An 18,283-nucleotide genomic window follows, 5' to 3' on the forward strand; every position below is an offset into this window, starting at 1 on the left:
GAGTAGCCCTTAAGCTACTAAGTTGTTAGTGGAATTTGCTGGAAAGCAAAGCCATAGTGGGTGATAGCCCCGTACACGAAAACGGCATAGTAGTGAAATCGAGTAGGACGGGACACGTGGTATCCTGTCTGAATATGGGGGGACCATCCTCCAAGGCTAAATACTCCTGACTGACCGATAGTGAACCAGTACCGTGAGGGAAAGGCGAAAAGAACCCCTGTGAGGGGAGTGAAATAGATCCTGAAACCGTATGCGTACAAGCAGTGGGAGCAGACTTGTTCTGTGACTGCGTACCTTTTGTATAATGGGTCAGCGACTTAATTTCAGTAGCAAGGTTAACCGAATAGGGGAGCCGTAGAGAAATCGAGTCTTAATAGGGCGTTTAGTTGCTGGGATTAGACCCGAAACCGAGTGATCTATCCATGTGCAGGTTGAAGGTTAGGTAACACTGACTGGAGGACCGAACCCACTGTCGTTGAAAAGCCAGGGGATGACGTGTGGATAGGAGTGAAAGGCTAATCAAACTCGGAGATAGCTGGTTCTCCTCGAAAGCTATTTAGGTAGCGCCTCGTGACTTACCATTGGGGGTAGAGCACTGTTTCGGCTAGGGGGTCATCTCGACTTACCAACCCGATGCAAACTCCGAATACCGATGAGTACAATCACGGGAGACACACGGCGGGTGCTAACGTCCGTCGTGGAAAGGGAAACAACCCAGACCGCCAGCTAAGGTCCCAAAGTGTATGTTAAGTGGGAAACGATGTGGGAAGGCACAGACAGCTAGGAGGTTGGCTTAGAAGCAGCCACCCTTTAAAGAAAGCGTAATAGCTCACTAGTCGAGTCGGCCTGCGCGGAAGATGTAACGGGGCTAAAACATACCACCGAAGCTGCGGATGCCAGTTTACTGGCATGGTAGAGGAGCGTTCTGTAGGCTGTTGAAGCGGAATTGAGAAGTTCCGTGGAGGTATCAGAAGTGCGAATGCTGACATGAGTAACGATAATGCGGGTGAAAAACCCGCACGCCGGAAGACCAAGGGTTCCTGCGCAACGCTAATCGGCGCAGGGTGAGTCGGCCCCTAAGGCGAGGCTGAAAAGCGTAGTCGATGGGAAACAGGTTAATATTCCTGTACCGCATATAACTGCGATGGGAGGACGGAGAAGGCTAGGCCAGCAACCTATCGGATGGTTGTTTAAGGTTGTAGGCTGGACACTTAGGCAAATCCGGGTGTCCATTAAGGCTGAGAGCTGATGACGAGGTCTCTTTTACGAGACTGAAGTGGTTGATGCCATGCTTCCAGGAAAAGTCCCTAAGCTTCAGGTTATATGAGACCGTACCCCAAACCGACACAGGTGGTCAGGTAGAGAATACCAAGGCGCTTGAGAGAACTCGGGTGAAGGAACTAGGCAAAATGGTGCCGTAACTTCGGGAGAAGGCACGCTGCTGAGGGTGATCGGACTTGCTCCGTAAGCTTTTGGCAGTCGAAGATACCAGATGGCTGCGACTGTTTATTAAAAACACAGCACTCTGCAAACTCGTAAGAGGACGTATAGGGTGTGACACCTGCCCGGTGCCGGAAGGTTAATTGATGGGGTTAGCTTAGGCGAAGCTCTTGATCGAAGCCCCGGTAAACGGCGGCCGTAACTATAACGGTCCTAAGGTAGCGAAATTCCTTGTCGGGTAAGTTCCGACCTGCACGAATGGTGTAACGATGGCCATGCTGTCTCCACCCGAGACTCAGTGAAATTGAAATCGCTGTTAAGATGCAGTGTATCCGCGGCTAGACGGAAAGACCCCGTGAACCTTTACTATAGCTTCACAGTGAACTTTGAGCCTACTTGTGTAGGATAGGTGGGAGGCTTTGAAACCCGGACGCTAGTTCGGGTGGAGCCATCCTTGAAATACCACCCTGGTATGTTTGAGGTTCTAACTCAGATCCGTAATCCGGATCGAGGACACTGTGTGGTGGGTAGTTTGACTGGGGCGGTCTCCTCCCAAAGAGTAACGGAGGAGCACGAAGGTGCGCTAAGCATGGTCGGACATCATGCGGTTAGTGTAATGGCATAAGCGCGCTTAACTGCGAGACAGACACGTCGAGCAGGTACGAAAGTAGGTCATAGTGATCCGGTGGTTCTGTATGGAAGGGCCATCGCTCAACGGATAAAAGGTACTCCGGGGATAACAGGCTGATACCGCCCAAGAGTTCACATCGACGGCGGTGTTTGGCACCTCGATGTCGGCTCATCACATCCTGGGGCTGAAGCCGGTCCCAAGGGTATGGCTGTTCGCCATTTAAAGTGGTACGCGAGCTGGGTTTAGAACGTCGTGAGACAGTTCGGTCCCTATCTGCCGTGGACGTTGGAAATTTGAGAAGAGTTGCTCCTAGTACGAGAGGACCGGAGTGAACGAACCTCTGGTGTTCGGGTTGTTACGCCAGTAGCATTGCCCGGTAGCTATGTTCGGACAGGATAACCGCTGAAAGCATCTAAGCGGGAAGCCCCCTTCAAGATAAGATTTCCCTGGAGCTTCGAGCTCCCTAAAGGGCCCTTAAAGACTATGAGGTTGATAGGCTGGGTGTGTAAGCGTTGTGAGGCGTTGAGCTAACCAGTACTAATTGCCCGTGAGGCTTGACTATATAACGCCCAAATAGTTTTGAGTCTCTCAATTGAGAGATTAAAAACAAACAGTATTACCGGATAATGTGATTATGATCCGAGATGTTAGAAGACTTAATTGCTTACTGAATGTTAAAGACATTGCAGAATTGATGTGGGTTGATTGAAACGATATAAGTCTGAAACTTATAGCTAAACAATCAGCCGACCAAGGTTTTGCCTGATGACAATAGCGAACTGGAACCACCTGATCCCATCCCGAACTCAGTCGTGAAACGGTTCAGCGCCGATGGTAGTGTGGGGTCTCCCCATGTGAGAGTAGGTCATCGTCAGGCATCTAAATACGAAACCCCGGTAGGTTATCCTGCCGGGGTTTTTTATTATTTGTCACATGGGGAAAGGTTAAAGGTGGAGCGCAGCGACCACAGACCATGAGAGAGTAGGGTGAGCGGTGGTGCCGAAGGCATGCGAAGCACCGCTTCGAAAACCGTGAACGACGCGCATCTGCGATGCGGGGCCGGGCCATCGTCAGGCATCTAAATACGAAACCTCAGCAGGGCAACTTGCTGGGGTTTTTTATTGCCTGGAAGAAATGTTGGATGTAAGGAATAGAGTGCTCTGTACAAATCTCTCTACTTAAAGCCGTTACGTTCACTCTTCAGTATTTAATAGCGGCTGTGTCGCGCCGCATTAGTATTTTTTACCCATGCCCTCCTACTGTTACATACTTTTCTTATTGCTGATTCTCTTTTGTTGGTGATTAGGTTAGTTTATAAATATTGGGTGCTCATAGGGGGGGGAGAGGTTTGATAAGCACTTGTTCGGTTGAGCTACAAAAAGAATAACGAGAGGCACTCTCTGTTTGGAAGGGTTAAAGGGTTCATAAGGTTTGATTGGTGATGCTTGAGAACGAAATTACTGTTTCAGCTAACTGGGTAAAAAGTTTGGTGTTGTTTGCCGAGCAGGCCGGTTGTGATAGGCATCGGCTTTTGGACAGTGCTGACCTTACGTTAGATGTATTCAATAATTTGCAACGTTTCACGATGGATGAAACGGTAAAGCTATGGGGGGCTTGTATTGAAGAAACAGGTGATCCGTGTTTTGGCTTGCATTTAGGTGAGAAAGTGAGGCCTGCCACATTCCATATCGTTGGTTATACGCTAATGAACTCTGCAAACCTGAGTGAAGCGTTCGATAAATTAAATCAGTATCAACGACTTATAAGTGATGGCGGCGTTTTTCAACGTTTGCCAACCAGTAGAGGGGTTTGGCTGGTCTATCACCCTCGCCCGGGTTCCATTCCTTTTTATTACCATCAGATTGATGCGGTTTTAGCTGCGGTTCTATCGTTTTCCCGTTGGGTGACGGGCGAAGTGCTATCCCCAATTGATGTCTCGCTTGCCAGGGAAAAGCCAGCCTGCATTGATGAGTATCGGCGTATTTTCGGCGTAGAGCCTGTTTTTGATGCGGAGTTCGATGGTGTTTTAATTTCACATGAGACGCTTGCTCTTCCATTATTAGAAGCTGATGAAGAGCTATGTGAAGTTCATGAGTCTCATGCGAGAAAACGCCTAATCGAGCTAGAAAGTGACAATGGCGTGAAGGATAAGGTTGTAAATCTTTTGCGGCGTTATATGTCTAACCAAGATGCAGGCCGAGCGTTTATTGCTAACAAGTTAGGCTTAAGCGAAAAGTCCTTACAACGGAAACTCGCTGAAGAAGGCGCTACTTTTCAAGGGCTTTATAATGACCTTAGGCAGCGTTTAGCGCTAGATTATGTATCTGATACAGCAATTCCACTAGCCGAAGTGGCGTTAATGCTGGGGTTTTCTGACTCCAGTGCCTTTTATCGGGCATTTAAACGGTGGACAGGCAATACTCCGGGTGATTACCGGGGTTCTACTGCTGAGTAATTCCAAGATTTATCATGTCAATTATGGTGATAAACCTCGTTTATTGATTAATTAGCGAATACAATATTGTCTGGTTTAGCGTACAAAGCGATTAGGAGTGTAGGCAATGTCAGGTAAAGATCGATTAGTCATTTTTGATACAACATTACGCGATGGGGAGCAGAGCCCTGGCGCATCGATGACTAAGGCGGAAAAGCTACGTATTGCGAAGTCATTGGAAAAAATGAAGGTCGATGTAATTGAAGCAGGCTTTGCGATTGCAAGCCCTGGCGATTTTGATGCTGTTAAAGCCATAGCTGAAACCGTTAAAGACTCTACCGTATGCAGCCTATCGCGAGCACTTGATAAAGATATTGATCGTGCAGCAGAAGCGCTAAAAAGTGCTGCCTCCTCTAGAATACATACGTTTATTGCCACGTCTCCAATTCATATGCAGTATAAGCTTCAAATGGAGCCGGAACAGGTTGTGGAACAAGCGGTCAGGGCGGTTAAACGAGCGAGAAATCATACGTCCGATGTTGAGTTTTCATGTGAAGATGCTGGACGCTCAGAAATAGATTTCTTATGTCGTATTATTGAGTCAGCAATTGATGCGGGCGCAACAACTATTAATATTCCTGATACAGTGGGGTATGCAATTCCCAGTCAGTTTGGAGAAACAATAAAAACACTGATTGAGCGCATTCCTAACTCAGATAAAGCGATATTTTCGGTTCATTGTCACAATGACTTAGGTTTGGCTGTTGCAAACTCTTTGTCCGCGGTAATGAACGGTGCAAGACAGGTTGAGTGCACCATTAACGGGCTAGGCGAGAGAGCCGGCAATGCCTCTCTTGAAGAAGTTGTTATGGCGGTAAGAACGCGCAAGGACTTGTTTGCAGTCGAGACCAAGCTTGATGCGACCCAAATTGTCCCGACTTCTCGTTTGGTGTCAACCATAACCGGCTTCCCTGTTCAGCCAAATAAAGCCATTGTTGGCGCTAATGCGTTTGCTCACGAATCGGGGATACATCAGGATGGAATTCTTAAACATCGTGAAACCTATGAAATTATGGCCGCCCAGGATGTTGGGTGGCATACCAATAGCCTGGTTTTAGGAAAACACTCAGGAAGAAGTGCATTCAAGAGCCGCCTGGAAGAGTTGGGTATCCAGTTAGATACCGAAACCGAACTAAATGCAGCCTTCTCTCGTTTTAAGGACCTAGCAGACAAGAAGCATGAGATTTTTGACGAAGACCTTCAGGCGCTGGTAAGCGATACCAAAATCCCTGATGTTGAAGAACAATTCAAACTGGTATGCATGTCTGTATGTTCTGAAACTGGAATGACGCCTAAATCTACAATTACGCTGATGGTGGGCGGTGAAGAAAAAACCGCTGTTTCAGAAGGAAGTGGCCCGGTAGATGCGACCTATAAGGCTATTGAAAGCATAGCTGATTCGGGTGCTAGTTTGCAGCTTTACTCCGTTAATGCGATTACCAGTGGTACGGATTCGCAAGGTGAGGTCACTGTTCGCCTCGAATTAGGAGGGCGTATTGTAAATGGCATTGGGGCAGATACCGATATCGTTATAGCTTCTGCGAAAGCCTATGTCAGTGCGCTAAACCTGATATCAGCTCAGCCTGACAAACAGCATCCACAAAGTGATGTCTGATAAGGCGGTGATGTCTGAAAAAACTCGGCAGCACTATTTAACTCAGATGGGGGTGACCTTATGGTACTCCCGCTGCGAGCTTCCGGGAGCAGCTGCTTCGCCCGAATTTGACTTTGGTGCCAATGCAGAATCACCGCATTCTGGGGGGGGGAGCTCAACACTACCTGTTGAGCACGGCTTAGCAAACAACCCAAGTGGTTTGGGGAGTGCTGCGCCGAAGTCGGCGGCAGATATACTCAGTGCCTTATCATCCCCAAGTCCCCATTCCAGCCCTTCAGAAGCAACGTCTGCTCTTTCAAATGAGCGAGCAGAGCTACACAACACCTTGCCTAAAGAGGTTTCAGCTACTCAAAATACGCCACAGGAAGCGATCGCGCCAGATGCTCACGATGTTTCAGTACTGAATAAGCCTGCCAATACCGAAGTGTTTTCTGCTGACGCTCAGCAACCTTCTGGTATACCAAAAAAGTCGACATTAGCTGAATTGGAATCATTGGAGTTGATGCTGTGGGTAGGGGAGAAGAGCTGGTTTATTTCAGATAATGACGCTGAGTTTCCCTTGCAGCTAAAGCAACAGCTGCTAGGCAATATTGCATCAGCATTAGGTGAAAATGGCGATTTGGGGAGGATTACTTGTTTCAGATGGCCTTTTTTTGGCAATCAGCGCCTCCCAGGAAACGATGTAAGCTCAATGCTTGATTTATTGTTCGAATGGATTGGAGATAGAGTCGCGTCAGATGAACTCAATGGTTTTCTGATGGGGGAAAAAATTACAAACATACTGCTCCAGCGCTTTATGCATGACGATGCAGGTAAAGAGCTAGAACTCAATATTTCCGATGAGCGAGGAGTTAAAGTTATTTCTACGCTTTCACTTAATGACCTGTTGCGAGAGCCGCTTAAGAAGCGTGTAGCTTGGCAGCACCTATCCCCCTATCGTGCTAAATGATGTTTCGCGAGATGAATGAGTCAGACTTGGCTCAGGTTCTTACTATCGAACGCAATGCATATTCTCATCCATGGACAGAAGGCAATTTTAAAGACTCATTGGTAGGGAGCGATGAGGTATGGCTACTTGAGCTCGATGGTGAAGTCGTTGGTCATGGAGTGATATCCGCTGCCGTAGGTGAGGCTCACTTGCTAAATATTTGCGTTGCACGGCAGCACCATAGGAAAGGGCTGGGTAGGGCGATTCTCGAGTTTGTTATTGAACGAGCCAAGCAGCTGGGGGCGACAGTTATGTTTCTTGAGGTGAGAGAGAGTAACACATCGGCAATCGCGTTGTACTTGGCTGAAGGGTTCCGAACAATAGGCTCGCGCAAAAATTACTACCCGTTTGGAAGTGAGCGAGAGCACGCTGTAGTCATGTCGCTGTCTATCGATTGACTGGCCGCTTCTGTAGTTTTCGTTGCAATGTTCTGCGGTGCATATTAAGTGCCCGTGCGGTGGCTGAAACATTCCCTTCGTGTTCGTTTAGTACTCTTTGTATGTGTTCCCATTCCAGGCGATCAACAGAAATAGGGTTCTCCTCTATGCTTACTGCTTCCTGGCTCGAAGTAGAGTCTGTTAGTGCTTTTATTATCTCATCTGTATTTGCTGGCTTACACAGGTAGTTTTGAGCGCCCAGTTTGATGGCGTTAACTGCCGTAGATATGGATGAATAGCCGGTTAAAATCAATGCTTTTGTTTCCGGGGAACGCTGCATTAAGAGATTTAGTGCATGTAGCCCGCTTTCGTCATCAATTTTCAGGTCGATGACAGCATAGAGAGGCTTTTTAGCAAACAGGCTCTCTGCTTCGCTAATATTATTGGCTGTCCATGCCTCATAACCGCGCCGAGTAAACGACCGTTTGAGTGTTTGAGCAAATATATCGTCATCATCGATAATTAAGATGGTTTGGCTCATGTTGGTTCCTACTCTTTTAGCTTTTATCCAAAGGAAGTGTGATTTCGGTGAGTGTGCCGGTATCCCCTGAGGAATCTTCAGTTGTAGTGTCTGACATATTGACCAATCTGACTGTGCCCCCTTGCCTCTCAAGTGTTGCATGAGACAAAAAGAGCCCAAGCCCTAGCCCTGTTGGCTTCGTTGACTGGGTAGGTTGTTGTGGTATGCCTTCCAGTGTCTGAGGTATCCCTTCCCCGTAATCTCTAATGCGAATGATCAGTTTATCGTTCTCTTGTTCTACGCTAATGTCTATCTTTTCGGGGCTGGCCTCACAGGCATTATTTAGCAAACTTAATATAGCGAGCTTCAAGCCTTGGTCTGCTCTAATCCCTAGTTCAGGGGGGCATTTTAATACATCTAAGCCAATGGTTGTTTGAGGGTGAAGGAGTGTCAGTTCGTCAGTAATTTCCTGGAGCTGCTGAGTAACCTGGATATGACTGGTAAGCTGCTGGTGGTTCTTGTCTGTATCAATTCGCAACTGTTGCAGTTCGTTTCTGCATATCTCGATTTGACTTGATAAAACGCTCAAATCTTCGGAGTATGCTGCCAACTCTGGTTCTTGTTTAAGGTCGTTGGTAATTACTGAGATGGTAGATAGAGGTGTACCTATGTGGTGGGCGACGTTCGCGGCTTGAGTCGCTATTGCAATGATTTGTTCGTCGCGAAGTGCTGATTCGCGCTGCGCATTAATTTTTTGTTGTTGTTTGGCCAGCTGCTTTTTCATTCTTACAACAAACGTAGATATTAATAGTGCGCTGAAAGCGAACGTGAACCACATGCCATACAGGTGGAGAGAAAACATCGAATTGTCAGAGGTGTGTGAGCTCTGCATAGGGCTGGCATGGCTGCCCATACTGTGAGCGCTCATATTGTGTTGTGCTGATGTTACATGGGATGCGGTTCCCGGCCAAAGCATATCAATAACAAAGAGTGAGCTGTAGCAAGTGATCCCCAATGCCAGCAGAATGCGAGTGTAAGTCGAAGAGAGGAGGGAGGCGCTTACTATAATGGGAAACAGGTAAAGTGATACAAAAGGGTTCGCTGAGCCACCTGAAAACACAAACAGTATTGTCAGAACCGAAATGTCGATGCCTAGATGAGCGAAAAACTCACGCTCAGATATGCTGATCTGTCTACTAAGGCGATTAAATGTATAGACGGTCAGAACTGTATAGAACGACAAAGTTAGCAGGGTTGTATAGATGCCTGCGGTTGTAGAATTAAAAAAGTAGCCTGTAGACACCAATATAAGAACTGCCAGCAGTATAAAGCAGCGCACGGTGTTAACGAGAAGTAAGTTTCGGTTGAGAGGTTGCATCAGTTTGACCACGAACAGTCACTCGTTTAGTTATTTATTTTCAATGGCGTTGATTATACCGTGTTATTAAGCGGATTGGTGCGGCATCTGGTCGCAGTTCCGTATCGCTTCGCGGTGAGTTGTTTTATAGCTCGCTCATAAGATGTCTATATGTCACCAAACTGGTTATAATTCGCGTCATAATTTGAATTTGTCCACTATTAAGCGAACTTCAAGAGAGCTTTCATGTCCCGCTTTGAGCAAGAAATTAATAAACGCAGAACGTTTGCCATTATCTCCCACCCTGATGCGGGTAAAACAACCATTACCGAAAAGGTTCTTCTATTTGGGCAGGCCTTGCAAACCGCAGGAACGGTAAAGGGGAAGAAGTCAGGTCAGCACGCAAAGTCTGACTGGATGGAGATGGAGAAGGAACGCGGGATCTCGGTAACCACTTCGGTTATGCAGTTTCCCTATAAAGATCACTTGGTTAACTTGCTTGATACGCCTGGACACGAGGACTTTTCTGAAGATACATACCGCACTTTAACCGCAGTGGATTCATGTCTAATGGTTATAGATTGTGCGAAAGGTGTTGAGGCCAGGACCATCAAATTGATGGATGTAACGCGTATGCGAGACACGCCTATTTTGACCTTTATGAACAAAATGGATCGAGATATCAGGGATCCAATTGAATTGATGGACGAAGTTGAAGATGTATTAAAAATTGCCTGTTCTCCCGTGACGTGGCCCATCGGGATGGGGAAGCAGTTTAAGGGCGTTTACCATCTATTGAGAGACGAAATAATTCTGTATCAATCCGGGCAAGGTCATTTGATACAGGAAGAGCGCATTATAAAAGGTCTGGACAACCCTGAGTTAGATGATGTGTTAGGAGCCTATGCATCAGAGTTAAGAGACGAGATTGAGCTGGTCAAAGGGGCGTCTCATGAGTTCGACCTGGATGAGTTTCTAGCCGGGCAGTTAACACCGGTTTTTTTCGGTACCGCCCTTGGAAACTTTGGAGTAGACCATATGCTGGATGGTCTCGTTGAGTGGGCACCCGCACCTTTGTCGAGGGAGTCTGATAAGGGCACTATTGAGTCTACTGATGAGCAGTTCTCCGGCTTCGTATTTAAAATTCAGGCGAATATGGATCCACAGCACCGTGATCGAGTCGCGTTTTTGCGGGTTTGCTCCGGGCGCTATGAGCAGGGAATGAAAATGCGTCATGTCAGAATTGGCAAAGATGTTCGTGTATCTGATGCCCTAACGTTTCTCGCGGGAGATAGGGCGAGGGTTGAAGAGGCGTATGCCGGTGACATTATTGGCCTTCACAACCATGGCACCATTCAGATCGGGGACACCTTCGCAACCAATACGGATATGCGCTTTACGGGTATTCCTAACTTCGCCCCTGAGCTATTTAGAAGAATTCGGCTGAAAGACCCTTTAAAGGCAAAACAGCTAAACAAGGGGCTGATTCAGTTATCTGAGGAAGGGGCTGTGCAAGTATTCAGGCCGCTTAAGAACAATGACCTTATCGTTGGTGCTGTTGGTGTCCTGCAGTTTGATGTTGTTGTTCACAGGCTAAAGGCAGAGTATAAGGTTGACGCAATGTATGAACCTATCAGTGTGGCGACAGCTCGCTGGGTGACTTGTGAGGACGAAATAAAACTTGAACAGTTCCGCAAAAAGGCGTTTGACAATCTCGCACTGGATGGAGGGGATAACCTGACCTATATCGCCCCCACGATGGTCAATCTTCAGTTAGCGCAGGAACGCCACCCAGAAATTGAATTCCATAAAACAAGAGAGCATTAGTCGGAAGGCCCATGATCTTCGCGGATACACATTGTCATCTGGATTTTGCGATCTTTGATAGTGATCGCGAAGATTTGATTGAGCGGTGTGAGTCTGCGGGGGTTGGGCTGTTCATTGTCCCCGGGGTGGGGAGAGAAAACTGGGGTCGAGTTATACGTTTGTCAGCAAGATATGAGGGCGTTCATCCTTGCATCGGCTTGCATCCCTGTTTTTTGGAAGGATATCAAGATAAAGACCTTGATGAGCTGGAGGGCTTGTTGCTTAAGCACAAGGAGATAGTCGCTATCGGTGAAATCGGGTTGGATCTAACGGTGGGAGGGCTGGAACGGCAGTTGGCGCTTTTTGAACACCAGATTGATCTTGCGAATCAGTATGAATTGCCGGTCATTATGCATTCCAGAAAAGCTCACAATCTGATACTTGAAGTGATCAAGAGAAAGCCGCTTGTGGCTGGCGGGGTGCTTCATGGTTTTTCCGGTAGTTTCGAGCAGGCTATGATGTTTTGGCGAGCTGGAGTGTATTTGGGTATGGGTGGGGTTATCACATATGAACGGGCGCAAAAAACCCGAAGAGCCTTTGCCCAACTACCGCTAGAGTCTGTTGTTTTGGAAACGGATAGCCCTGACATGCCCTTGTCGGGGAAGCAGGGAGGGAGAAATACTCCTCTCAATATCCCGCTGATAAGTGCAGCGTTTTGCTCTCTCAGGCCCGAAAGTGAAGAGGTGATAAAGCAACAGATTCTAAAAAATACGCTTGAACTCTTTAGTATTGAGGCCCCCAAAGCCTGATTATGTTTAATGACAGGAAAATAAGTTAGTTTTAGGTTAAATAAGACTAGCACTTTGTCTTTTAATTGTTTTATAATTCGCGCCCTGAATTTTTTAACGCTTTACTGAATGGAACCTGCCCCGTTTCCTGCCGGTTGGGCATTTTTAGCAATCTTGAAATGCTTCCTTTGCTTGGGTAGAATGCCCGGCACTTTTGGAAGACCTTTTATATATTTAAAGGCGGGATTTAATGAAAACATTAAGTGCAAAGCCAGAAAGCGTAAAACGTGACTGGTTCGTAGTTGATGCTGCTGGCAAGACTCTAGGTCGTCTCTCGACTGAGATTGCCCGACGCCTTAGGGGCAAGCATAAGCCAGAGTATACTCCACATGTTGATACTGGCGACTACATTGTTGTAATCAACTGTGAGAAGGTTCGTGTAACAGGGAACAAGCAGAAAGATAAGACATATTATCACCACACTGGTTACATGGGTGGTATTAAGTCGATCTCTTTTGAAAAGTTGATTGAAAAAGCCCCTGAGCGAGTTATTCAGACATCTGTTAAGGGAATGTTGCCAAAAGGGCCTTTGGGTCGCGCAATGTTCAAAAAAATGAAAGTGTACGCGGGTTCAGAGCATCCTCATACTGCTCAGCAGCCGCAACAACTGGATATCTAACGGGAGCCGATTATGTCGACTAATTTTAACTACGGCACTGGTCGCCGTAAGACATCTACAGCTCGTGTATTTATCAAGTCGGGCAGTGGTCAGATACTAGTAAATGATCGTCCATTGGACGAGTTTTTCGGTCGTGAAACTGCTCGTATGGTTGTTCGTCAGCCGCTTGAGTTGGTTGAAATGACTGACAAGTTTGACATCAAGGTTACTGTTATTGGTGGCGGTACAACGGGTCAAGCTGGTGCTATCCGGCACGGTATTACACGTGCATTGATGGAATACGATGAAACATTGCGTCCAGCTCTTCGCGGTGCGGGTTATGTTACTCGTGATGCGCGTAAAGTTGAGCGTAAGAAAGTGGGTCTTCGCAAAGCGCGTAAGCGTCCACAGTTCTCCAAGCGTTAATCGACGCTTCGGATGCAGTCTTAAAACGCCCGAAGGGATGTCCTTTCGGGCGTTTTTTTGTTTATGGGGCTGTCAACTCTAAATAGTTGATTTAGCGCAACGCCCGCTGATTAATATGCCAAATTTCTTGAAGAAAATGGTTATTTTCTTTACCATTTGTGCCGTTTAAATTTTTGGGTCCTAAAGTTTTTTAAACTAAAAAAACGACTCTTTTAAGGGTTGTGAGCTGCTTGATGGGAGAAGCCAGTATGAGTAATGGCGAAGTTAACGCCGGCCGACGTCGATTTTTAATCGGCGCAACCTCCGTAGTGGGTGGGGTTGGGGCTGTCGGAGCTGCAGTACCGTTCGTCGCATCTTGGAATCCAAGTGCGAAGGCTAAGGCTGCAGGTGCACCGGTTAAGGCAAATATAAGCAAGATTGAGCCGGGTCAGCAAATGACAGTAGAGTGGCGAGGCAAGCCTGTATGGATTGTTCGCCGAACAAAAGAAATGATAGACAATATCGAGAAGTTGAACGATAAAGTTCTAGATCCTGATTCCCAAGAGCCTCAGCAGCCCGAATACATTACCGGTATCTATCGTGCTTCTCGCCCAGAATTTGCAGTGCTTGTGGGAATATGTACTCATTTGGGGTGCTCTCCACAGTATCGCCCTGAAGTTGAGGCGGCAGACTTGGGTGCTGATTGGTTAGGCGGCTTTTTCTGCCCGTGTCACGGCTCTAAGTTTGACCTGTCTGGTCGTGTTTTTAAGGGTGTTCCAGCACCCCTAAACCTTGAAGTACCTCCATACAAGTATATTGATGACAATAATCTTATTATTGGTGTTGATGAGGAGACCGCGTAATGCAAAAGTTGATTGAATGGATTGACGCGCGGCTGCCTGTTGTAACCGCGTACGAAAAGCATATGAGCAAGTACTATGCGCCAAAGAATTTTAACGTTATGTATTTCTTTGGTTCACTATCTATGCTGGTGCTTGTGAATCAGTTGTTAACGGGTATCTGGTTAACAATGAGTTATAACCCATCTGCTGAAGGCGCTTTCGCTTCAATAGAATATATCATGCGTGACGTAGAGTACGGGTGGTTGTTACGTTACTTGCACTCTACAGGTGCATCGGCATTTTTTGTTGTTGTTTACCTCCATATGTTTCGCGGCTTAATGTACGGTTCCTACCGTAAGCCCCGTGAGCTTGTATGGATCTTCGGTATGACGATCTACTTGGTGTTGATGGCAGAAGCCTTTATGGGCTACTTGCTGCCTTGGGGGCAAATGTCGTACTGGGGAGCTCAGGTTATCATCAACCTGTTTGGTGCTATCCCTGTTATCGGTGAAGATCTTTCCCTTTGGATTCGTGGGGACTACTTGATCTCCGGTATTACGTTAAACCGCTTCTTTGCTTTACATGTGGTTGCACTGCCTATTGTTCTGTTGGCACTTGTTGTTCTGCACTTGTTGGCTCTTCATGAGGTTGGTTCTAACAACCCTGATGGGATCGAAATCAAGAAGAATAAAGATGAGAATGGTATTCCTAAAGACGGTATTCCGTTCCACCCTTACTATACTGTTCACGATATTGTTGCAGTTGTGGTCTTTTTATTCGTCTTCTGTGGTGTCGTGTTCTTCTTCCCTGAGATGGGTGGGTTCTTCCTTGAAAAGCCTAACTTTGAACCCGCAAACCCATTGAAAACACCTGAGCATATAGCGCCCGTATGGTACTTTACGCCATATTACGCAATGCTTAGAGCGGTAACCGTGGGGATACTAGGTTTGCCAGCTAAGTTCTGGGGGGTTGTGGTTATGGGAGCCGCCATCGCGATTCTATTTGTATTGCCTTGGTTGGATCGTAGTCCTGTTAAATCTATTCGTTATAAAGGATGGATTAGTAAAATTGCCTTGATTGCATTTGCTATTAGCTTTGTGGTGCTTGGTTATTTGGGGGCTGTACCGAGTACCCCAGGGAAAACTACTTTGGCGCAGATTCTGACATTTATTTACTTTGCATTTTTCATCTTGATGCCTTGGTATAGTCGAATCGATAAAACAAAACCAGTACCAGAAAGGGTGACGGGCTAATGAAGAAGATACTTGTAACTATGGTGTTTGCAGTATTACCTGCATTTGCATTTGCTGCTGGAGGGGGTGTTCCTCTCGATCATATGAAGCCTGACTTGGAAGACAAGGCTTCGCTTCAGAATGGTGCGGCAACATTTACTAACTATTGCATGGGGTGCCATAGCATGAAATACGCTCGTTACGAGCGTGTTGCGACGGATCTTGGGATTCCTCTTGAGGCTTATGAAGAGAACCTGATATTCAGCGATGCTAAAATCGGCGAGCTGATGAATATCGCAATGCAGCCCTCTCAAGCTAAAAACTGGTTCGGTAACCCTCCGCCAGACCTAACATTGGAAGGCCGCTTGCGTGGAGCTGACTGGTTGTATAGTTATATGCGCGCCTTTTATGCTGATCCTTCTCGCCCTTACGGTGTGAATAATTCAGTATTCAAAGATGTGGGCATGCCTCATGTTCTGGCTGGTTTGCAAGGCGTTTGCGCCCATAAGCCAGAAACAGGTGCTGAAAAAGTAGTTGATCCATTGAGTGGACGTATTGTTTCGGAAGGTGGCTGTGAGAGTTATGCCACTGAAGGAACGATGACGAAGGCTGAGTACGATGAGACCATTTATGATCTGGTTAACTTTATGGTCTATATGGCTGAGCCGTCTCGAATGGAGAGTGAGAACTTGGGGAAATGGGTGCTTATATTCTTGGTAATCCTGTTTATTCCTGCATACTTCTTAAATAAAGAGTACTGGAAAGACGTTCACTAAAAAATTGGTGTATAATTCGTCTACTTTCTTGTGTCCAGCGCGTGGTTAACCCCATTCGCTGGATTTTTTCTTCTGTTTTTATAATGATATAGAAACGTTGCTATTGTGGGGTAACTCTATGGGTGTTGTGACCAAACGGTCTTCGATGACCTTCTTTTCAGATGGCCAAAGTCATTATAGTCATCGGGTTAGAATTGTGTTGGCAGAGAAAGGTGTTGCTGTTGATGTAATTGATGTTGATCCTGATAACAAGCCTGAAGAATTAGCAGACCTTAATCCATATAACGCGTTACCGACGCTAGTTGATCGTGAGCTTGTGCTTTATGAAGCCAACATCATGATGGAGTATTTGGATGAGCGATTTCCGCATCCTCCTTTGTTGCCTGTTTACCCTGTTGCTCGTGCGCAGAGTCGCCTGATGATGCACCGTATTCAAAAAGACTGGTGTGACTTTGTGGACACCATTTTATTGGGTAAAGATGAAGCAGCGGTTGAGCAAGCGCGTAAAGAGTTTCGAGAAAGCCTTATTGTGACTGCGCCGATCTTCAATGAGAAACCCTACTTTATGAGTGAGGAGTTTACCATTGTTGACTGTTGTGTTGCGCCTCTACTGTGGAGGTTGCCATTGCTAGGTATTGAGCTTCCCGAAAAGCAGGAGAAGTTGATCAATAAATATATGGATAGACTGTTTGAGCGGGAATCGTTCAAAGCGAGTCTTTCAGATGCAGAGCTGGAAATGCGAATCTAGTATTTGCATAAAATTGCCAAAAAGGGATGTTCGCATCCCTTTTTCTTTGTGTATTGTATAAAATCCAATGTAGCTAAGCTGTTTCAATTGAGACGTCGAATGATAGTGACGGGTATTAAGCTGTTCTGTGGAGAGATAAAATGACGCCAAGCAGGCCTTATTTGCTAAGAGCCCTAAATGAGTGGATTTTGGATAACAACATGACCCCTTATCTTGTTGTTGATGCAGGGGTGCAAGGTGTTGAGGTTCCCCAGGATTTTGTCACGGATGGCCAGATTGTACTGAATATCTGTCCTACAGCTGTTGTAGGCCTTTCTATTGACAATGAGTCGGTCGAGTTTAGTGCCCGATTTGGTGGGGTGCCAATGCAGGTATATGTCCCCTTTGTCGCAATTATGGCTATCTATGCTAAAGAGAATGGTCAGGGAATGGTCTTTGGTTCAGAGCCTGGGGCACCAGACCCTGAAAAGCCTACTGAGTCAAAAAAAGAAAAGGCCTCTAAGCCTTCCTTGAAAGTTGTGAAATAGCGTCGTGCTTGATTAGTTGCACGATGCGTTTGAGTTGAACGCCTATTACTCGTGCAACGACCACCTTATCCTACACCAAAAATTTGCTGGTCAATAAGCGAGCACGTCGTGTTAATGGCTAGCAAGTGGCCTTCCTGTATTCTGGCTCCTGAATTAGATGTGACTCTGATTTCTATGTCTTCCGGATGGAGCAGAGATGATAGGTGTCCTCCGTCCTTTCCGGTCAATGCAACGATTTTCATTTCCTTGTCGTGTGCTGCTTGAATTGCTTGAATAACGTTTGCACAGTTCCCGTCTTCAGTAAGCACAATCAAGATGTCTTTGGTGTGGCCTATCGCTCTAATTTGCTTTGAAAAAATGTCGTTATAGTTTGAGTCTCGGGTTATGGCCGTAATCGTTGAGATATTTGAAGAGAGATTGATAGCTGGCAGGCCGGGTCTTTCGTGTTCATGCCTATTCATTAAACTGGTAGTTATAAAGCTTGCCAGTGGTGCGCTACTGCCGTTGGCGCAAACAATCACTTTACCGTCATTTAATAAGCAGTTAACCATTAGTTGGCTGGCATCGGTAACGCTTACAGGAAGTGTCTCTAGTATATCGGTAAGAGAGTCTATGCTATCGCATATTATTTTTCTTGCGTTGTCTTCTGGATGCATTTGGGTCTCGGTAAATAGCGTGGATGTGTTTTATGGTGTTTAGGTACTCAGTTGAATGCTGATGTAATCCAATTGATATCGTGAGCTTTAAAGGGTGTTTTTGATGGCTTGATTGTTATGGTATCAAAGCGGCAGGGGGTATCCCATAGTTTATTTTTCATTAAAAAATAGTTTGCCGTAGTGATAATGTTTTGTTGTTTTCTGTGTGTGATACTTTCTTCTGCTGAGCCAAAATGGTGCCTTTTCCTAAACCTTACTTCGACGAAAACAAGCGTATCGTTGTGCTGCATAATCAAGTCAATTTCACCAGTTCTGTGCCGAAAGTTTCTTTCAAGAAGAATAAGGCCATTTTTCTGTAGGTAGCGGCTTGCAATTTCTTCGTAGTAAGCGCCTTGCTGCGTAGTGTTGTTCATAATCTCTTCC

17 protein-coding genes and 2 rRNA genes (1 of these 19 running past the window's edge) are annotated in these 18,283 nt (G+C 46.3%); 15 read left to right on the top strand and 4 right to left on the bottom strand.

The features are described from left to right. The 6 genes from MY523_RS00230 to rimI form a co-directional block, all read left to right on the top strand. A 23S ribosomal RNA gene (locus tag MY523_RS00230) occupies nucleotides 1-2,633 on the top strand (it extends 260 nt beyond the left edge of the window). Between the two features lie 199 nt (nucleotides 2,634-2,832). Then, a 5S ribosomal RNA gene (rrf, locus tag MY523_RS00235) occupies nucleotides 2,833-2,948 on the top strand. A 564-nt stretch (nucleotides 2,949-3,512) separates the two neighbouring features. Next, on the top strand, nucleotides 3,513-4,526 hold the full coding sequence (locus MY523_RS00240) for an AraC family transcriptional regulator (RefSeq protein ID WP_250656805.1): 1,014 nt from the start codon (nucleotides 3,513-3,515) through the stop codon (nucleotides 4,524-4,526). A 106-nt stretch (nucleotides 4,527-4,632) separates the two neighbouring features. Further along, nucleotides 4,633-6,180 (top strand): 2-isopropylmalate synthase, encoded by a 1,548-nt coding sequence (locus MY523_RS00245; RefSeq protein WP_250656806.1) that lies wholly within the window; start codon nucleotides 4,633-4,635, stop codon nucleotides 6,178-6,180. Between the two features lie 10 nt (nucleotides 6,181-6,190). Further along, on the top strand, nucleotides 6,191-7,129 hold the full coding sequence (locus MY523_RS00250) for a hypothetical protein (RefSeq protein ID WP_250656807.1): 939 nt from the start codon (nucleotides 6,191-6,193) through the stop codon (nucleotides 7,127-7,129). Further along, nucleotides 7,126-7,566 carry a ribosomal protein S18-alanine N-acetyltransferase gene (gene rimI / locus MY523_RS00255; RefSeq protein WP_250656808.1) on the top strand — a complete coding sequence of 147 codons (441 nt, stop codon included), beginning with the start codon at nucleotides 7,126-7,128 and terminating at the stop codon, nucleotides 7,564-7,566. Before MY523_RS00250 ends, rimI begins: the two co-directional genes overlap by 4 nt. Here the strand turns inward: rimI and MY523_RS00260 are convergent. Then, nucleotides 7,556-8,086: a response regulator transcription factor gene (locus MY523_RS00260; RefSeq protein ID WP_250656809.1), complete on the bottom strand. Its 531-nt coding sequence runs from the start codon at nucleotides 8,084-8,086 to the stop codon at nucleotides 7,556-7,558. The genes rimI and MY523_RS00260 overlap by 11 nt on opposite strands. A gap of 16 nt (nucleotides 8,087-8,102) precedes the next feature. Continuing rightward, nucleotides 8,103-9,443 (bottom strand): sensor histidine kinase, encoded by a 1,341-nt coding sequence (locus tag MY523_RS00265; RefSeq protein ID WP_250656810.1) that lies wholly within the window; start codon nucleotides 9,441-9,443, stop codon nucleotides 8,103-8,105. Between the two features lie 225 nt (nucleotides 9,444-9,668). On the opposite strand from MY523_RS00265, the gene prfC reads away from it, so the two are divergent. The 9 genes from prfC to MY523_RS00310 all read left to right on the top strand — a co-directional run bounded on the left by prfC (nucleotide 9,669) and on the right by MY523_RS00310 (nucleotide 17,204). Continuing rightward, nucleotides 9,669-11,249 (top strand): peptide chain release factor 3, encoded by a 1,581-nt coding sequence (prfC, locus tag MY523_RS00270; RefSeq protein WP_250656811.1) that lies wholly within the window; start codon nucleotides 9,669-9,671, stop codon nucleotides 11,247-11,249. An 11-nt stretch (nucleotides 11,250-11,260) separates the two neighbouring features. Next, nucleotides 11,261-12,037: a TatD family hydrolase gene (locus MY523_RS00275; protein WP_250656812.1), complete on the top strand. Its 777-nt coding sequence runs from the start codon at nucleotides 11,261-11,263 to the stop codon at nucleotides 12,035-12,037. A gap of 229 nt (nucleotides 12,038-12,266) precedes the next feature. Further along, a complete protein-coding gene (rplM, locus tag MY523_RS00280) occupies nucleotides 12,267-12,695 on the top strand; it encodes a 50S ribosomal protein L13 (protein WP_250656813.1) in 429 nt (142 codons plus the stop codon). A 12-nt stretch (nucleotides 12,696-12,707) separates the two neighbouring features. Continuing rightward, the gene (gene rpsI / locus MY523_RS00285) at nucleotides 12,708-13,100 is read left to right on the top strand and encodes a 30S ribosomal protein S9 (RefSeq protein ID WP_250656814.1); all 393 of its coding nucleotides are present in this window, start codon (nucleotides 12,708-12,710) and stop codon (nucleotides 13,098-13,100) included. Between the two features lie 248 nt (nucleotides 13,101-13,348). Continuing rightward, the gene (gene petA, locus MY523_RS00290) at nucleotides 13,349-13,942 is read left to right on the top strand and encodes a ubiquinol-cytochrome c reductase iron-sulfur subunit (RefSeq protein ID WP_250656815.1); all 594 of its coding nucleotides are present in this window, start codon (nucleotides 13,349-13,351) and stop codon (nucleotides 13,940-13,942) included. Then, nucleotides 13,942-15,174, top strand: a complete 1,233-nt coding sequence (locus tag MY523_RS00295) for a cytochrome b (RefSeq protein ID WP_250656816.1) — start codon at nucleotides 13,942-13,944, stop codon at nucleotides 15,172-15,174. The genes petA and MY523_RS00295 overlap by 1 nt, the downstream gene beginning before the upstream one ends. After that, entirely contained in the window at nucleotides 15,174-15,929 is a 756-nt protein-coding gene (locus MY523_RS00300; RefSeq protein WP_250656817.1) for a cytochrome c1, read from the top strand. The genes MY523_RS00295 and MY523_RS00300 overlap by 1 nt, the downstream gene beginning before the upstream one ends. Nucleotides 15,930-16,047: 118 nt before the next feature. Beyond that, on the top strand, nucleotides 16,048-16,677 hold the full coding sequence (gene sspA, locus MY523_RS00305; protein ID WP_250656818.1) for a stringent starvation protein SspA: 630 nt from the start codon (nucleotides 16,048-16,050) through the stop codon (nucleotides 16,675-16,677). A gap of 140 nt (nucleotides 16,678-16,817) precedes the next feature. Further along, the gene (locus MY523_RS00310) at nucleotides 16,818-17,204 is read left to right on the top strand and encodes a ClpXP protease specificity-enhancing factor (protein WP_250656819.1); all 387 of its coding nucleotides are present in this window, start codon (nucleotides 16,818-16,820) and stop codon (nucleotides 17,202-17,204) included. 65 nt (nucleotides 17,205-17,269) lie between these two features. On the opposite strand, the gene MY523_RS00315 is transcribed toward MY523_RS00310, so the two are convergent. Both MY523_RS00315 and MY523_RS00320 read right to left on the bottom strand, forming a co-directional pair. Further along, on the bottom strand, nucleotides 17,270-17,860 hold the full coding sequence (locus tag MY523_RS00315; protein ID WP_250656820.1) for an SIS domain-containing protein: 591 nt from the start codon (nucleotides 17,858-17,860) through the stop codon (nucleotides 17,270-17,272). Nucleotides 17,861-17,907: 47 nt separating this feature from the next. Continuing rightward, the gene (locus tag MY523_RS00320; protein WP_250656821.1) at nucleotides 17,908-18,273 is read right to left on the bottom strand and encodes a YraN family protein; all 366 of its coding nucleotides are present in this window, start codon (nucleotides 18,271-18,273) and stop codon (nucleotides 17,908-17,910) included. Nucleotides 18,274-18,283: the final 10 nt, after the last annotated feature.

Source organism: Alkalimarinus coralli, from assembly GCF_023650515.1.
Lineage (GTDB): Bacteria > Pseudomonadota > Gammaproteobacteria > Pseudomonadales > Oleiphilaceae > Alkalimarinus > Alkalimarinus coralli.

What these genes read in the sequence shown, in the direction of transcription:
- MY523_RS00240 (WP_250656805.1), top strand. Translation starts at nt 3,513, where the DNA reads ATGCTTGAGAACGAAATTACTGTTTCAGCTAACTGGGTAAAAAGTTTG.
- MY523_RS00245 (WP_250656806.1), top strand. Translation starts at nt 4,633, where the DNA reads ATGTCAGGTAAAGATCGATTAGTCATTTTTGATACAACATTACGCGAT.
- MY523_RS00250 (WP_250656807.1), top strand. Translation starts at nt 6,191, where the DNA reads ATGTCTGAAAAAACTCGGCAGCACTATTTAACTCAGATGGGGGTGACC.
- rimI (WP_250656808.1), top strand. Translation starts at nt 7,126, where the DNA reads ATGATGTTTCGCGAGATGAATGAGTCAGACTTGGCTCAGGTTCTTACT.
- MY523_RS00260 (WP_250656809.1), bottom strand. Translation starts at nt 8,086, where the DNA reads ATGAGCCAAACCATCTTAATTATCGATGATGACGATATATTTGCTCAA.
- MY523_RS00265 (WP_250656810.1), bottom strand. Translation starts at nt 9,443, where the DNA reads ATGCAACCTCTCAACCGAAACTTACTTCTCGTTAACACCGTGCGCTGC.
- prfC (WP_250656811.1), top strand. Translation starts at nt 9,669, where the DNA reads ATGTCCCGCTTTGAGCAAGAAATTAATAAACGCAGAACGTTTGCCATT.
- MY523_RS00275 (WP_250656812.1), top strand. Translation starts at nt 11,261, where the DNA reads ATGATCTTCGCGGATACACATTGTCATCTGGATTTTGCGATCTTTGAT.
- rplM (WP_250656813.1), top strand. Translation starts at nt 12,267, where the DNA reads ATGAAAACATTAAGTGCAAAGCCAGAAAGCGTAAAACGTGACTGGTTC.
- rpsI (WP_250656814.1), top strand. Translation starts at nt 12,708, where the DNA reads ATGTCGACTAATTTTAACTACGGCACTGGTCGCCGTAAGACATCTACA.
- petA (WP_250656815.1), top strand. Translation starts at nt 13,349, where the DNA reads ATGAGTAATGGCGAAGTTAACGCCGGCCGACGTCGATTTTTAATCGGC.
- MY523_RS00295 (WP_250656816.1), top strand. Translation starts at nt 13,942, where the DNA reads ATGCAAAAGTTGATTGAATGGATTGACGCGCGGCTGCCTGTTGTAACC.
- MY523_RS00300 (WP_250656817.1), top strand. Translation starts at nt 15,174, where the DNA reads ATGAAGAAGATACTTGTAACTATGGTGTTTGCAGTATTACCTGCATTT.
- sspA (WP_250656818.1), top strand. Translation starts at nt 16,048, where the DNA reads ATGGGTGTTGTGACCAAACGGTCTTCGATGACCTTCTTTTCAGATGGC.
- MY523_RS00310 (WP_250656819.1), top strand. Translation starts at nt 16,818, where the DNA reads ATGACGCCAAGCAGGCCTTATTTGCTAAGAGCCCTAAATGAGTGGATT.
- MY523_RS00315 (WP_250656820.1), bottom strand. Translation starts at nt 17,860, where the DNA reads ATGCATCCAGAAGACAACGCAAGAAAAATAATATGCGATAGCATAGAC.
- MY523_RS00320 (WP_250656821.1), bottom strand. Translation starts at nt 18,273, where the DNA reads ATGAACAACACTACGCAGCAAGGCGCTTACTACGAAGAAATTGCAAGC.